Genomic DNA, 14601 nt, shown 5'->3' on the forward strand with positions numbered 1-14601 from the left:
AAGATGCGAATTACTATAATCATCTTCATTATCAAACCATGGTGATTTCAATCCACGCACCCACATAAGATGCGAACCACAGCTTTAAAAGCAAATATGATCGCTTTTATATTTCAATCCACGCACCCACATAAGATGCGAAATAGCTCGTTATTATCCCAACGAAATAAATTAAAATTTCAATCCACGCACCCACATAAGATGCGAAAAGGAAGAGTGATGGAATGGAAACAAGCAAAGTAATTTCAATCCACGCACCCACATAAGATGCGAAAAGTTTGTAGGTCCTGTATATCACGATGTATCAGATTTCAATCCACGCACCCACATAAGATGCGAAGTGTTCGGTTTCTTCATCAAAAACATTATGATAAATTTCAATCCACGCACCCACATAAGATGCGAATCCTCTTGAGAAAACATCATAGATTGCCATTTTTATTTCAATCCACGCACCCACATAAGATGCGAACCGCAGCAAACGAGCTAACAGATGGTGTTAAATCAATTTCAATCCACGCACCCACATAAGATGCGAAAAGACGAACGAAACCAACTAATCGATCAATATATATTTCAATCCACGCACCCACATAAGATGCGAAAATGATTCCGTTGTATTCGGGTCAAAACATGATATTTCAATCCACGCACCCACATAAGATGCGAAGTGTATTTTCTAGTTGTTATATATTTTTTCTCAAATTTCAATCCACGCACCCACATAAGATGCGAAAGCGTACATAATAAAGCTATGTACAGCAAGTCTTTATAAACAATAAAGTGCTAACCAGAATCTAACTTCCCGCCTTTTGATTCATTTTTATTTGAAACCTCATGAAATCCTTATAAATTAAGAGGTGCTAACCTCCCTAGTAATTCATGTTTGCTTCAGGTTAGCACCTCTTAAAGAATAATTTGCTTAAAATATATTCATAAAATGTTTTTCTCTATTTTGATAAGTTCTGCATAACCAATTAATATAATTCTACTTTATCATAAATACAAATGATAATCATAACTAATTACCCCACATACATACCTTGAACGACTTACCAATTTTATTTCCATCTACGCATCTATGTAGAATTTGAAAGCATATTAACTGCTTAAAAAATAAGATACCATCATACATTTTTGTCCATTTAAAGTAAGAAAGGTCATTGCAGAGAAAGAAGAATAAAGTATAGACAAGCTAAGTGTATTATTTAAATTTTGTTTAAAAATGAAGGATTTTCGTCCGCTTCCTAATAACTCTTGTTATGATTATTAAATAGGGATTACAACACTTTATGAAATTCTTTTAAAATAATCCAGCAAACAAATGAAATAGAAGCAATAATACTAATAAAAATTAGAGGCCAATGGGGTGGGAAAATGGCAAAAATCCTATACATCGAAGACGAAAAAGAAATCGGACAATGGGTGACAGAAGATTTAACAGGAAGAGGTCATGATGTAACTTGGCTAACATCCGGAAACCAATTAGAACAATATTTAAATAATATAGACCTTGCTATTTTAGATATTATGCTGCCGGGACTTGATGGTTTCTCAATCGGAAAACGGATCAAAAAAGCAAACCAGGATACGCCAATAGTGATGTTATCCGCACGCTCTGCAGTGGAGGACAAACTGGAGGGGTTAAGCTTTGCGGATGATTATGTTACAAAACCATTCCATCCCGACGAATTGGCTGCACGTGTGGATGCCTTGCTCCGCCGTTTTCAAAAAGAAGAAGGTATTCTCGAAATTAGACATCTGCAAATAGATACGAAATCGTTGATTATTATCAATAAGCAGACAGAGAAAGAAATTTTACTGACCGGGAAGCAGTATCAGCTATTTCAATACTTCCTTCGTCATCTGAATCAGATTTTAACGAAGGAACAGCTTTATGAAGGTGTATGGGGAGAGCGTTTTATGGAAGGGGATAAAACATTGATGGTGCATATCCGCTATTTGCGTGAGAAAATTGAAGGAAATCCAGCGAAACCGACTATTATTGAAACCATTCGCGGGATTGGTTATCGGGTGAAAAAATGAAACGGTTTTTGAAGTCCTTATTAGCGAAATATATATTGATTATTCTCATTGCACTTTTTTTATTTCAAGCCGCCTATATTACTATTGTTATTGTTTTCTTTAATCTGATGGGAGATCCGGATTCGCCCGGAAATGGCCAGGAGTCGTATGACGAAATAGAAGAAAACTGGCATCAGGAAGCCAGTCAAATAATATCAGAAGATACCATTGCTCATGTATTTGAGGAATGGCAGGAAGTGTATCCGAATGCTTCTATGTTTTGGGTAGATGGAGACGGAGTTTTGAATCTACAAAGCAATCTTCAGGAAAATTTACCGGATGAATGGAACGTTACCTATACCGCACAATTTTTAAAAAATCATTATGATGAAGATCCATTTACTGTCGTTGCTTTTGTAGGAGGCCATGAGGAAGAGGGGTTTATTGTTTTCCAGCTGCCTCGGGACATGCTTAAGTCCGAGGGGCAACGACTGAACGAAGAATATGGATGGACAATTGTTATATTGACAATTGGCGTTGTATTTTTATTTATATTTCTTTCCTTATGGTTTTTCAGAGGGATCCGTAAACGTCTTGTCCATCTGCAAGAAGCAATGGAAATTCGGGATACGGATGGACTGCCGATTCTTATTGAAGAGAAGCAGGATGAGATTGGTGATTTGGAGAAGTCCTTTAATCGAATGGTGCAGGAATTAAGAGAAAGCAGGGAGCGCGAACAGGAGGAGGAGCAGCTGCGTAAAGAGCTGATAGCCAACTTATCGCATGATTTACGTACACCTTTAACCAAAATAAACGCACAGGCCTACACATTGCAGAAAATGGATTTACCAACAGAAGCAAAGCGTTCTCTTAAGCTGACGTCCACATCTATTGAAGACGTGGATAGATTAATCGAAAATCTAATGTCTTATACATTGCTGATGGCGAGTAAGTATAGGAAGGATTTAAAAGAAATAAATATTATCCGATTTCTCCGTCAATACCTGGCAGCCTGGTATCCAGTTTTTGAAAAGGAAGAATTTGAAGTTGATATTGACATAGAAGCCTTTGAACAGAATAAATGGGAAATTGATCCATTATGGTTCAGCCGGATTTTGGATAATCTCCTGCAAAATGTTCTTCGTCATGCAACAGATGGAAAATATATTGCTGTGTGGACAGAATCAACAGAACATTATGATGCCATTGTGATTACAGATAAAGGGAAGGGTATGCAGGTGGATACAGAGCAAAAAGGAGCAGGAATCGGTCTTTCCATTGTTGATATGATGGTAAAGGGTATGCATCTGGATTGGGAAATTGATTCGACAGAAAAAGGAACAACGATAAAGATTATCAGGATGAAAAGAGCAGGCAATTAGTCTTTTTATTTTCAGCTAAAAAAATTAAGGAAGGGAGGAATCTCGGTGACAAGTATTTACACCTATTGGGGAGATGGTGAAGTAAAACTAACCTGGATACAAGATAACAATATGCCTGAAAGTAAGCTTATAACAAGTGTACATGGTTTATGCTTCAAAAACGATAAGCTGCTCCTTGTAAATTTAAATGATAGAGGCTGGGATATACCCGGGGGACATAGTGAAAAGAGAGAGGCACCTGAAGCGTGTTTTAAACGTGAAGCATATGAAGAAGGCTATATTACAGGGAGTTGTTCTCTCTTAGGATATATCGAAGTAAATCATACCGAAAATATCGAATGGAATTCGGATAGACCATATCCGAAAGTCGGTTATCAGGTGTTTTACTGTATGGATGTTCAGCGAGTTTATGAGTTTAAGGGTGCTTATGAATCAGGAAAAAGAATCTGGATAGATCCGGGAGAAGTAGAAAATTACAATAATAATTGGAGTACGTTGCATCAAAATATTTTAGATAAAGCCACACAAAGTAATTAATATACGATTCTTTTACAATAGAATAGTAAAAAGCAGTGAAATCCTTACAAGGTGGAGGTCACCGCTTTTTACTGTTTAAAGTATTCAGATATATTTCCAATAATAGTCTATTTTGGTATTTCAATTATAATAGGTTCAAATTCAACATCTTTAAAAGAATCTTTTTTTTCTATTTTAATCTCTTCCCCGTTTTTATCAAACTCCACGCCTCTAAATAAGTAAGGAATAATTGTCAACTCTGTAACATTGGAATCAATTGGACCAAACAGTTCAATATTTTTAAATCCCGGATTATTATCAAAAAACCAGCTTTCTCCACTTCCGGAAAAGGACGTAATTTCATTGCCATCCTGATCAAACAAATTTATTCCAATACGACCTACCCGGTTAATACCAAAATTTGTTTTTTCATCAAGGCTTTCATAAGATATGCTGACGCCTAGTTCGCTGAGAGACAGATCTGTAATAGTAAGGTTAATTCCGTCAGCACTTTGGGAATGCTGGACAGGAATGGTTTGAATGTTCTCCATTTTTTCTACAGGAGTTGAAAAATTCCAAGCTTCTTCATTCTCCCCATGTAAAATCACTCCCAGTTCAAATTTATCCGGCATTTCTTCTGTTACCTTTATTTCCTGAACTGCTGTCCGGGTTGTTGCTGATTGACTAGATTCCATATACATTAATGAACCCATACTTGGTGATTCTCCATTAATGGTAAACTCCATACCAGCACTAGTATAATTCTCTTCAAGTGGTTTTTTTGATTCAATAATATAACTAACGCTAATATTATTCTGGTCATACAAGACTTCATCGAGTGTTACAGAGATTCCGTTAACGGTCTGGGTTTCGCCAATTTGGCTGGTTAATCCCTGCTTATGGGCTTTTTCGAGGTTAGCTAGGTTCGAATTTTCAAATACAGAACCGATAATAGGAATCTGAGACAGGCTGCTTGCCAGCGCTGGTGAATAGTATGATGAACCAACTAATATGACAAAAATAACTGCCACACTGCCAAAAGCATAGAATATTTTTCGTTTAATCTTGTTTCTTCGGCGCTGCTGAGGATTCACTGTCCCTTTCCTGCGTTGTTTTTCTGCTTGTTCTATACCCATTTGAATAGCTGAACGTACTTGCTCTTTAGGGAAAGGTTCTAATTGCTTATGTCGATTGTTCATTTAACTTATAACTCCTTTCTATTTCGATTCTTAATTTTTTCTTTGCTCTGCGTAAATATGTTTTTATTGTTCCTGCAGGCTTCTCCATAACCTCTGCAATATCCTGAATCGACAGGTTGTGGTAATAAAATAAGATAATAGAAGTCTGATAGGATGCTTTCAGCTTGGATAACGCTTCACTCAGATGAAATGATTCTATTTCTTGCTCCTGCTTGCTCTCTAATCGAAATAACAATTCATTTTCTTCAAAAGGAATAATTTGATTCCGTTCTTTTAAAAGCTGGTAACACTCGCGTATCAGGATGCGGAATAGCCATGTTGAAAAATATTCCGGATTTCGTAATTGACCAATGGATAGAAATGCTTTACAGGATGTTTCCTGAATAGCGTCCAAAGCATCCTGTTTATTGTTAACGTAAGAGAGCGCTTTGTAATACAGCATTTGTTCTTCCAGGAAGAGCAGTTCTTCAAAAGCCGCAGCATCTCCATTAATAGCTTTTTTCACGGTATGTATATTGTGCTTCACTGTATAATTCCTCCCCTCATTCATTAGAGTCATTTAGGGATATAAAAAGTTTCACTTTCTTTATTTTCTTGAAATATTTTTTGTCTTATAGTACCCGGCTTTTTAACCAAACTTTAAACAAAGTCCATACTTCATTTTAACCTTGCACCCCTATCCTTGAAAGTAGAGGTGATAAGGATGGAATATATCGTAGAAACGAAGCATTTAACAAAATCATTTGGAAAAGAAAAAGCAGTATCAAATTTGGAAATGAAGATACCTAAGGGAGAGATATATGGATTTCTTGGTCCAAATGGAGCTGGAAAAACAACAACCATCCGCATGCTGTTGGGACTAATGCGTCCGACTTCCGGATCTGTACAGCTATTTGGAAAAGATATGAAAAACAATCGGATAGAAATTTTGAAAAATGTCGGCTCGCTGGTAGAAAATCCTTCCTACTACCCGCATTTAACTGCCAAGGAAAATTTAGAAGCAAGCAGAAAAATTCTTAACGTGCCAAAGAAGAGAATTGATGAAGTACTTCAACAGGTTCGCCTGCATGAGGTTGCCAATAAAAAAGTAAAAGGATTTTCGCTTGGAATGAAGCAGCGACTCGGGATTGCCGCTGCCATGCTGCACCAGCCGGAGCTGTTGATTTTGGATGAACCTACAAATGGTTTAGACCCGTCTGGCATTATTGAAATGAGGCAGCTGATTCAGAGTCTTCCGGAAGAATATGGTATGACAGTGCTGATATCCAGTCATCTACTGTCTGAGATTGATCAGATGGCTACCAGAGTAGGTGTTGTATCTAAGGGGAAAATGATCTTTCAGGACTCGATCGAGACCATGCGTAAATTTGCTCAAGCTTCTATCCAGGTGAAGGTGAATGATAACGAAGCAGCGTGGCGTTCTTTGCTTGCCAATGGACAAAAAGCGGATTTAGAGAAAGAAAGTGTGACCTTGCAGGCGGAAGATGATGAGCAGGTAGCAGCTTCCATTCGCTATCTTGTTCAGCTGGGGTTCTCTATTTATAGGGTACAGGAGGAAAAAAGGTCTCTGGAGAATATATTCTTAGAGATGACAAAGGAGGAGCAGGCAGGATGATCCTTTCACTGGTAAAGGCGGATTTTTTAAAGATAAAGCGTAAAGGAATGTGGCTGTTGTGTCTGATTGGTCCTTTTGGTGTTGTAGCTTTACAGATGGTCAATTACGGCGTGAGAAAGGATTATTTGTTTGATCAGATGGATGATCGCTGGCTGTATTATATTTTGAACATCAATTCATTTACGCCGCTTGCAATTGTTTTAGGAATTGTGATTTTGACATCCTTTATGGCAAGCATTGAAGATGAAACAAACGCCTGGAAGCAGTTAGTTGCTTTACCTGTTTCCAAACGGGAGGTGTATTTATCTAAATTTACGGTAGTCAGCTGTGTCTTATTTTTATCCTCTGTTCTCTTATTCCTTTTTATGTCCGGTTATGGACTGACGCTGGGGCTAGGGGCTGATATACCATACTTGCGGTTAATGGAGTATAGCTTCTTGCCTTTCTTTGCTGCATTTCCCGTATTGGGACTGCAGCTTTGGGTGGCTACTGTCAGTAAGAATCAGGCTATCCCTGTCACACTAGGGGTAGCAGGAGTGATTTTAGCATATTCTGCCCCGTTGTTACCTGATTGGGTGATTTGGAAATGGCCGGCACTATCTAATGATTGGGATCATTCATATATCAATGCCCTGTTAGGAACCGGCTTTGGATTGGTACTGTATTTGCTGGGGATGATTGATTTTAAAAGAAGGGACGTTAAATAAATGTTTTCCGTGATAAATTCTGAGTGGTATAAGCTGCGAAAATCAAAAGTACTATTTCTTCTATTAGTCGCTCCGCTGATTGGATTATTTATTGGGTTAGCCAATTCCTCCATCGAAATAGAAGAAATCAATGCTTGGCATGAAAAGCTGGTTATGATGAATTTTACTTATGCTATCTTATTCCTGCCCTTGATTTCAGGTGTCTTAGCCAGTGTGATTTGCAAGTACGAGCATCAGGAAGGAGGCTGGAAACAGCTGATGGCGCTGCCGGTAACGAGGGGGAAGGTCTTTCTTTCTAAATACCTGTTGCTGATTCTTCTGATGCTTGCTATGCAATTAATGTACTTGGTTTCTATTTATTTAGTGGGTGTGATAGAAGGGATTACAGATCCTTTTCCAATGGATATTGTTTGGAAGTCTATTTTCGGAGGCTGGGTGGCAACCTTGCCGTTAATTGCTTTACAGTTATGGGTTTCGATTGCATTCAAAAGCTTTGCCGCACCATTTGCGATAAATGTTATTTTTACATTACCAACGATTTTAGTCATTAATTCGGAGCGGTTTGGGCCATATTATCCATGGGGACAGCCATTTTTAATGATGAATATTGGCGGAAGTACAGAGGATGTATTTTTTGTACCTTGGGATCAGATTCTAACCGTTGTTGGCAGCAGTTTTCTAATATTTTTTATTGGAGGCTATCTATACTTCCAGAAAAAGGCTATTTGATAGTGAAATATTTAATAATTGTATTTGAAAAAAGGAATGGCACTCACGCTGTTATTCCTTTTTTCGTTATAATAAAAGAAAAAGTCATACAGGAGAGGACATTTTAAAGTGCGAAACAGGTATATTTATTGTGATAAATTTGGTAATCCTAATGAAGTATTAGAGATGGGAGAAAAAGAAATTTGCCCGCCAAAAGGAGATGAAGTGCTGGTTAGGATGTTAGCCAGACCAATTAATCCATCCGATTTAATCCCGGTAAGAGGAAGCTATTCACACAGAATTTCTCTTCCATATATACCTGGTTATGAAGGTGTTGGAATTGTAGAGGATGTTGGAGCTTCAGTAAGTACAGATCTCACTGGAAAACGAGTTCTGTCGTTACGAGGCGAGGGGACATGGCAGGATTTTGTCATAGCTCCGGCAAGGTTTGTTGTATCTGTGCCAGAATCTATGGATAATATAATTGCTGCACAGCTGTATATTAACCCTGTTACCGCATGGGTTACACTGACAGAAATATTGAAATTACAGCCTGATAGTGTACTGCTCGTTAATGCTTGCGGATCAGCGATAGGGCACTTGTATGCGCAGTTTGCCAGAATTTTAGATTTACATTTGATTGCAGTTACGAGAAATAATAAACATACACGGAGACTTTTAAATCTTGGTGCTTTTGAAGTGGTGGATACATCCAGTCAATCGCTTTATGAGGCTGTGATGAAAAAAACAAATGGAAAAGGAGCAGATGCAGCGATTGATTCGCTGGGCGGAAAAGCAGGAACGGATTTAGCCGGCTGTTTGCGGAGTCAGGGACAATTCTTAAGTATCGGCTTGTTGTCTGGGGAGCAAATGAATTGGGGAGCTTTTGCAGATAAGGTGAAAATGAATATTTTTCATTTAAGGCACTGGAACAAGAAGGCAGGTCACGATGAATGGCAGAGAACCTTCCAGCAAATCATAAACCTTGTGGAGAAGCAAGAGCTGTTGCTTAGCTTTGAAAAAGCAAAATATGAATTAGCAGATATAAAACAGGCTGTTGATGCAGCTGCTGATGGCAGAAAAGGAAAAGTGATTTTATCCGGAAGCTGATGCTTCGTAACCGATAAAACTCGTTCCTTTTTTATCGAGTGATTTATGCAAGCAGCCTCTATACTTGAATTAATGGAAGGAGGAGAAGGAAATGCAAAGCAGAATGAATGAGGCGTTACAGTATATTGAGGAGAACCTGGATGTGGAAATCGACGAGAAAGAAATTGAGAAAATTACCGGTACATCGATTTACCACTTCCGGCGAATGTTTTCTTTTTTAGCAGGGATGACATTGACTGCTTATATCCGTAACCGAAAGCTTTCCAATGCAATGTTTGATTTGTTACGGGATGATGTTAATGTGACAGATACTGCTTTTAAATATGGATATAATTCTGTTGACGGTTTTTCTAGGGCATTTCGCGAATGGGCTGGATTTAACCCTTCTGAAGTGAAAAATCAGCAAAAAAAGCGTCTTAAAGCCTTTCCGAAGCTCACCTTTCAATTAACGATTCAAGGAGGAGCAGAAATGAATTATCGAATTGTTGAAAAAGAAGCATTTAAAATTATTGGTATAAGTAAAAAGGTGCCCATGCAGTTTGAAGGAGTTAATCCGGAAATTGAAAAACTGGCGAATAGTATTACAAATCAGCAGAAAGAAAAGATGCATCAATACGCTAATATAGAGCCTAAGCAAGTAATTAATGCTTCTTATAATTATGATGAAGGCAGCAGATTACGTGAGGGCAAAGAAGTGCATGAGAAAGGCTATTTAGAGCATATGATTGGCGTATTGACAGATGAAGAAGGACCCTTTGAAGGGCTGGATGTGCTGGAAGTGCCTAATCATATTTGGGTCATTTTCTCATCACAAGGGCCATTCCCTGAAACAATGCAGCAAACATGGGCGAAAATTGCTTCAGAATGGCTTCCTTCCTCGGATTATCAGTTAGTTGATGCGCCGGGAATTTCTTTTGTAGAAGATTATAGCGATCTAGAGAATGTATATAGTGAGATTTGGATGGCTGTGCAGAAAAAAGGTTAGCAGCGCCTCTAACATGAAAAGACGAGATACCTTGGCACCTCATCATTTTATGTTGGAGGTGCTGGGTCATGAGCATCTATATAAGATGCGACTACATGGTGTACCTATTTTATAAGCACTACGAAATTTCAATCCACGCATCCATATAAGATGCGACATCGCCGTCAGCATTATTTTCGCGTACATTTTCAATTTCAATCCACGCATCCATATAAGATGCGACAGCACACATAAAACACCTTAATACAGCAAGGCCTAAAGACGAAAAAAATGCTAACCTAATCAAAGTTTGAAATTATTTCCTTTTATTATTAGGGTATTTCTCTAAACCCCTTGCTATAAAAAGGGTGCTAACCTCCTTAGTAAGCTATGTTCGCTTAAGGTTAGCAACCAATGTTAATTTTAAATTCCTTACTTATACCTTATCATTCTAAAAAAATCATATCAAATGATTTTAAAAATTAGAGAAATATATAAATAAGTTATCTATGTGAAGGAAGCAAGACTATGATAAACTTTAACTATAAAATGAACAGGGAGCTGTAAGCCATGATAAAACATATTGTACAATGGAATCATCGTGACAATTTCAGTGAAGCAGAGAAAAAAGTAAATGCAGAGAAAATCAAAAATGAATTAGAAAGTTTAAAAGATAAGATAGATGGTGTTGCTTCTATCAACGTCATTATTAATCCTTTGGCGACAAGCGATCGTGATATTATTCTGGATAGCGAGTTTGAGACGGAGGAGGCATTACAACAATATCAAATACATCCAGAGCATGTGCGTGTGTCAAGCTTTGTGAAAGAGTGTGTGAAGGATCGTGTCTGTGTTGATTACCAGCTATAATCATAGATAAAAGCAGTATAGAAAGTTGTTCTATACTGTTTTTTTACATAGAAATATAGTGTTATTTACAATCAATTAATTAAAAGAAAGGATGCATTTCAAATGAGTGATAAGTGGTTAGAATGGACGAAGCAAATCCAGGCTATTTCTCAGGCGGGATTGACTTTTACAAATGATATGTATGACAGAGAACGGTATGAACAGCTGCGTACGTTAAGCATTGAAATTATGAATGAATATACGGGATTAGATTTCGAGTCCATTCGTGATTTATTTGCTAATGAGGTAGGCTATCAGACTCCTAAAGTCGATGTGCGGGGTGTTGTTTTTAAAGATAATCGTATTTTAATGGTCCGTGAAAAGCATGATAGTGCCTGGGCGTTACCGGGTGGCTTTTGTGATATTGGTGAATCTCCAAAAGAAAATGTTACCAAAGAAATTCAGGAAGAAGCAGGCTTTCACGTACAGCCAATGAAGCTGCTGGCAGTTTTTGATACAAATAAACATCCACACCCGCCACAGCCTTATCAGTATTATAAATTGTTTATCCAATGCGAGATTATGAGCGGGGAAGCCAAATTGGGAATGGAAACAAAAGGAATTGATTTTTTTGCTGAGGATAACCTGCCTGATCTCTCGTTAAATCGGAATACAGAAACACAAATCAAATGTTTGTTTGAATTTTTGAGAGATCCGGAGAAGCCGACCTTGTTTGATTAATATCGTACTGTCTTAAAAATTACTTCTTCAAGTGAGGAGTAATTTTTTTCTGTCCGAATTTCTTGTAAAACAAGGTGAAGTCCTTTAAAATGAGGATGTTTTGTAGGAGATATCTGCTTAGCCAGAGGAAAATAATACAATTTAAAATCTAAATAAGTGATTTTAAAATATCAATGCGTTGATAGATCATAGAAGGGGGCATTGAAATGGACCGGACGAAATTAAGCTCGGAAAGTAATCGATTTATAGAAAAGCTGCGGCTGTATTTATTTTCTCAGGGCATAGAACAATCTGATATTGAGGAAGCTGCAGATAATTTAGCGCAGAAGCTTTATGAGATGGAACAAAATAATGAGTCTATTAAACAAATTACCGACAAATCCCCGCAGGAATATTTAGATGAGCTGAAAGAAGAAGTGAATAAAAAGAAGAACACATCTGTATCCTGGCTGATTCCATATATCCTTATAGGTGCGATTATTTTTATGGTATTTGGTGACGTTTTACGAGGTGTATTATACGGAGAAATTGTAGCATACAGCCTTTTTAGAATCCTAAGTACAATTGTAATTGGACTTTTATTTATTATTGGCTCTGTTTTTGCGGTAAGATACACCTCTAAAACGCAGTTATCTGTATCTAAAGAATATATAATTCTGGCGATTCCAGCAGTTATTGGTATGCTTTTATTTGTAGCAGCTTATTTTATGGATGGTTATGTGGAAACCTCCCTTGTTACAATTCAATTCTTAGGAAATATGATTTTATTGGGGATAGTGACAGCTGCAGCAGTACTAATGTCTGTTTGGGCGAAAACATGGATATTACCTGTTATCTTAATTGCCTGGAATTTTCCGCCGATGATTTTGGAGAATACGCCGCTTGGAGTTGATATGCAGGCTTTCCTGAGTATTATCCTGACCTTTTTAATTGTTGGAGTTTATATCTATTTGGAGTTTCAGAAAGAGCAGCAGTGATAACCAGGCAAGGATAATTCTGTTAAAATATGAAGGAATGAACGTAAGAAATAAGTAAAAGAACTAGACTGGATAAGAGGTGCTTGAAATGAAAGGTTATTTAGCAAATGGATTATTTTCAATAGGTGACCGTTATGTAAATGAACAGCTGGCAAAAGCGATTCGTGAGGCTGTTCCGGAAATAGACTTATATGTACCGCAGGAAAATGCGGCAATTAATGATAAGACTGCATATGCAAATAGTGAGATCATTGCAGAAGCAGATTTATCTAAGCTGGAAGAAAGTGATTTTTTAATTGCAGTACTGGATGGCGTAGAAGTAGATTCTGGTGTAGCGGCTGAAATTGGAGCTTTTTCAATGCTTAAACGCCCAATTGTCGGGGTATTTACCGATACCCGCCAGCAGGGAAGAGATAATCAGAAAAAGATTGACGCGCTTATAGAAGATGGTTTAGAAAATCAATTTGTGTATCGTAATTTATTTTTGGTAGGGTTAATAAAAAGAAATGGCGAGATTACCTCTTCCTTGGAGGAAGCAGTGGAAGCTGTTTTAGAGATAAAGAATAAACGTATATAATGATTGTAAGAGAAAATCTAAATTGTCATTCAGAGCTTTATATGGAGTATGGTAGGTTTTCTCTTTTTTTATATACACATCATGAAAATATTTCAAAAATTCTAAATTGCATAGACCTAAAATAACAAAAAGATGTTAAACTGAAAACTAAGTTACATTTAATAAGGAGAATACATATGGAAAAGACAGAAGCAATAACGTTAAAGCTCCTAACAAAAACGTACATAGATGATTTGAATCAATTCGAGCTTCCGGAAGAGCAGCATCAATTTACTGCACTGCCTCACGAGATTTCAGACCTGACGGAAGGTCAATATGGTGTCATGATTATGAATGGAGAAGAACCGGTAGGTTTTTTCCTGCTGCATCAGACGGATCGTGTAAAAGAATATTCTGCGAATCATAAAGCTATTCTTTTAACTGCTTTATCTATCAATCAGGTTCATCAGCGGAAGGGTTATGCCAGAAAAGGAATGACATTACTTAAGGATTTTATACAAGATGTATTTCCTGAATGTGATGAGATTATATTAGCTGTCAATCATAAAAATATACCAGCACAAAAGCTTTATCATAATGTCGGTTTTGCAGATACGGGTAAGCGGAAGGAAGGTCCAAAGGGCGAGCAATTTATTATGGCTTTACAAGTATTCTAATTTAAGGAGAGGTTCTATGAGCAAAGTATTTACGGAGTACAGGAAGACAATTGATGAGGTTTCCAAGCTAAAAGAAGCGGATGAACAAATACTGATCACACCGATTAAAGAAAATGCCTGGTCGATAAGAGAAATTATTGGTCATATGTATTATTGGGATGATTACAATCTTCAAAACATGGTATCTCAGATGCATCATAGAGCAAATCTGCCGGCATTTCCGGATCATGATGCTCAGAATGAAAAGGCTATTCAATCTCTCGAAGGCCAATCTGTTTACCAAATAGTAGATTTATTTATAAAGCGGAGAGAAGAATTTTTAGATGCAGTAAAAAAAGTAGATAAGCAGGACAGGTTTACTATTGGAACCGGGAAAAGAGCTTTTTCGGCTGAAAGCTTTGTGAAAATATTTGTGAAGCATGATGCACATCACTTAAAGCAAATAGAGAATTTTTTAGCTGTTGGTTGATAGAACATATGAGGAACTTTCTGGAGATGGAGAGTTCTTTTTTACGAAAAAGTATAAGAAGTACTGGTTACAGAACAATTCGTGAAAATAATATGGCAATGGAGTA

General features: G+C 37.4%; 16 protein-coding genes and 1 CRISPR repeat array (1 of these 17 cut by a window edge). Of the genes, 14 read left to right on the top strand and 2 right to left on the bottom strand.

Annotated features, from left to right (window positions below; genetic code table 11):
* Positions 1 to 736: direct repeats of the CRISPR family, unit length 32 nt; unit sequence ATTTCAATCCACGCACCCACATAAGATGCGAA (it extends 87 nt beyond the left edge of the window).
* Between the two features lie 641 nt (positions 737 to 1377).
* The 3 genes from MHH51_RS03055 to MHH51_RS03065 are packed head-to-tail and all read left to right on the top strand — an operon-like array spanning position 1378 to position 3944.
* Positions 1378 to 2046 carry a response regulator transcription factor gene (locus MHH51_RS03055; protein ID WP_339284408.1) on the top strand — a complete coding sequence of 223 codons (669 nt, stop codon included), beginning with the start codon at positions 1378 to 1380 and terminating at the stop codon, positions 2044 to 2046.
* On the top strand, positions 2043 to 3407 hold the full coding sequence (locus MHH51_RS03060; protein WP_339284410.1) for a HAMP domain-containing sensor histidine kinase: 1365 nt from the start codon (positions 2043 to 2045) through the stop codon (positions 3405 to 3407). Before MHH51_RS03055 ends, MHH51_RS03060 begins: the two co-directional genes overlap by 4 nt.
* Positions 3408 to 3452: 45 nt before the next feature.
* Complete coding sequence (locus MHH51_RS03065) at positions 3453 to 3944, top strand: NUDIX domain-containing protein (protein WP_339284412.1); 492 nt, start codon at positions 3453 to 3455, stop codon at positions 3942 to 3944.
* Between the two features lie 107 nt (positions 3945 to 4051).
* On the opposite strand, the gene MHH51_RS03070 is transcribed toward MHH51_RS03065, so the two are convergent.
* Both MHH51_RS03070 and MHH51_RS03075 read right to left on the bottom strand, forming a co-directional pair.
* Positions 4052 to 5122: a DUF4179 domain-containing protein gene (locus MHH51_RS03070; RefSeq protein ID WP_147209181.1), complete on the bottom strand. Its 1071-nt coding sequence runs from the start codon at positions 5120 to 5122 to the stop codon at positions 4052 to 4054.
* The gene (locus MHH51_RS03075) at positions 5106 to 5648 is read right to left on the bottom strand and encodes a sigma-70 family RNA polymerase sigma factor (RefSeq protein ID WP_246145050.1); all 543 of its coding nucleotides are present in this window, start codon (positions 5646 to 5648) and stop codon (positions 5106 to 5108) included. The genes MHH51_RS03070 and MHH51_RS03075 overlap by 17 nt, the downstream gene beginning before the upstream one ends.
* Positions 5649 to 5825: 177 nt before the next feature.
* Here MHH51_RS03075 and MHH51_RS03080 point away from each other — a divergent pair, with 177 nt between their 5' ends.
* The 11 genes from MHH51_RS03080 (at position 5826) to MHH51_RS03130 (ending at position 14495) form a co-directional block, all read left to right on the top strand.
* Entirely contained in the window at positions 5826 to 6737 is a 912-nt protein-coding gene (locus MHH51_RS03080; protein ID WP_147209185.1) for an ABC transporter ATP-binding protein, read from the top strand.
* Complete coding sequence (locus MHH51_RS03085) at positions 6734 to 7444, top strand: ABC transporter permease (protein ID WP_339284413.1); 711 nt, start codon at positions 6734 to 6736, stop codon at positions 7442 to 7444. Before MHH51_RS03080 ends, MHH51_RS03085 begins: the two co-directional genes overlap by 4 nt.
* The gene (locus MHH51_RS03090; protein ID WP_339284415.1) at positions 7445 to 8173 is read left to right on the top strand and encodes an ABC transporter permease; all 729 of its coding nucleotides are present in this window, start codon (positions 7445 to 7447) and stop codon (positions 8171 to 8173) included.
* Between the two features lie 108 nt (positions 8174 to 8281).
* A complete protein-coding gene (locus MHH51_RS03095) occupies positions 8282 to 9262 on the top strand; it encodes a zinc-dependent alcohol dehydrogenase family protein (protein ID WP_339284417.1) in 981 nt (326 codons plus the stop codon).
* A 91-nt stretch (positions 9263 to 9353) separates the two neighbouring features.
* The gene (locus MHH51_RS03100) at positions 9354 to 10247 is read left to right on the top strand and encodes an AraC family transcriptional regulator (protein WP_339284419.1); all 894 of its coding nucleotides are present in this window, start codon (positions 9354 to 9356) and stop codon (positions 10245 to 10247) included.
* A 549-nt stretch (positions 10248 to 10796) separates the two neighbouring features.
* Positions 10797 to 11096, top strand: a complete 300-nt coding sequence (locus tag MHH51_RS03105; RefSeq protein ID WP_339284420.1) for a Dabb family protein — start codon at positions 10797 to 10799, stop codon at positions 11094 to 11096.
* A 102-nt stretch (positions 11097 to 11198) separates the two neighbouring features.
* Complete coding sequence (locus MHH51_RS03110) at positions 11199 to 11816, top strand: NUDIX hydrolase (protein WP_339284421.1); 618 nt, start codon at positions 11199 to 11201, stop codon at positions 11814 to 11816.
* A gap of 206 nt (positions 11817 to 12022) precedes the next feature.
* Positions 12023 to 12793 carry a hypothetical protein gene (locus MHH51_RS03115; RefSeq protein ID WP_339284422.1) on the top strand — a complete coding sequence of 257 codons (771 nt, stop codon included), beginning with the start codon at positions 12023 to 12025 and terminating at the stop codon, positions 12791 to 12793.
* Positions 12794 to 12881: 88 nt separating this feature from the next.
* Positions 12882 to 13370: a nucleoside 2-deoxyribosyltransferase gene (locus MHH51_RS03120; RefSeq protein ID WP_147209201.1), complete on the top strand. Its 489-nt coding sequence runs from the start codon at positions 12882 to 12884 to the stop codon at positions 13368 to 13370.
* Between the two features lie 176 nt (positions 13371 to 13546).
* Positions 13547 to 14026 carry a GNAT family N-acetyltransferase gene (locus MHH51_RS03125; protein WP_147209203.1) on the top strand — a complete coding sequence of 160 codons (480 nt, stop codon included), beginning with the start codon at positions 13547 to 13549 and terminating at the stop codon, positions 14024 to 14026.
* A gap of 16 nt (positions 14027 to 14042) precedes the next feature.
* Entirely contained in the window at positions 14043 to 14495 is a 453-nt protein-coding gene (locus MHH51_RS03130) for a DinB family protein (RefSeq protein WP_339284426.1), read from the top strand.
* The last annotated feature ends 106 nt before the right edge of the window (positions 14496 to 14601 follow it).

Source organism: Oceanobacillus sp. FSL K6-3682 (genome assembly GCF_037976165.1).
Lineage (GTDB): Bacteria > Bacillota > Bacilli > Bacillales > Amphibacillaceae > Oceanobacillus > Oceanobacillus sojae.

Coding starts and splice junctions, on each gene's coding strand:
- MHH51_RS03055 (WP_339284408.1), top strand. CDS start 1,378: ATGGCAAAAATCCTATACATCGAAGACGAAAAAGAAATCGGACAATGG.
- MHH51_RS03060 (WP_339284410.1), top strand. CDS start 2,043: ATGAAACGGTTTTTGAAGTCCTTATTAGCGAAATATATATTGATTATT.
- MHH51_RS03070 (WP_147209181.1), bottom strand. CDS start 5,122: ATGAACAATCGACATAAGCAATTAGAACCTTTCCCTAAAGAGCAAGTA.
- MHH51_RS03080 (WP_147209185.1), top strand. CDS start 5,826: ATGGAATATATCGTAGAAACGAAGCATTTAACAAAATCATTTGGAAAA.
- MHH51_RS03085 (WP_339284413.1), top strand. CDS start 6,734: ATGATCCTTTCACTGGTAAAGGCGGATTTTTTAAAGATAAAGCGTAAA.
- MHH51_RS03090 (WP_339284415.1), top strand. CDS start 7,445: ATGTTTTCCGTGATAAATTCTGAGTGGTATAAGCTGCGAAAATCAAAA.
- MHH51_RS03100 (WP_339284419.1), top strand. CDS start 9,354: ATGCAAAGCAGAATGAATGAGGCGTTACAGTATATTGAGGAGAACCTG.
- MHH51_RS03105 (WP_339284420.1), top strand. CDS start 10,797: ATGATAAAACATATTGTACAATGGAATCATCGTGACAATTTCAGTGAA.
- MHH51_RS03110 (WP_339284421.1), top strand. CDS start 11,199: ATGAGTGATAAGTGGTTAGAATGGACGAAGCAAATCCAGGCTATTTCT.
- MHH51_RS03115 (WP_339284422.1), top strand. CDS start 12,023: ATGGACCGGACGAAATTAAGCTCGGAAAGTAATCGATTTATAGAAAAG.
- MHH51_RS03120 (WP_147209201.1), top strand. CDS start 12,882: ATGAAAGGTTATTTAGCAAATGGATTATTTTCAATAGGTGACCGTTAT.
- MHH51_RS03125 (WP_147209203.1), top strand. CDS start 13,547: ATGGAAAAGACAGAAGCAATAACGTTAAAGCTCCTAACAAAAACGTAC.
- MHH51_RS03130 (WP_339284426.1), top strand. CDS start 14,043: ATGAGCAAAGTATTTACGGAGTACAGGAAGACAATTGATGAGGTTTCC.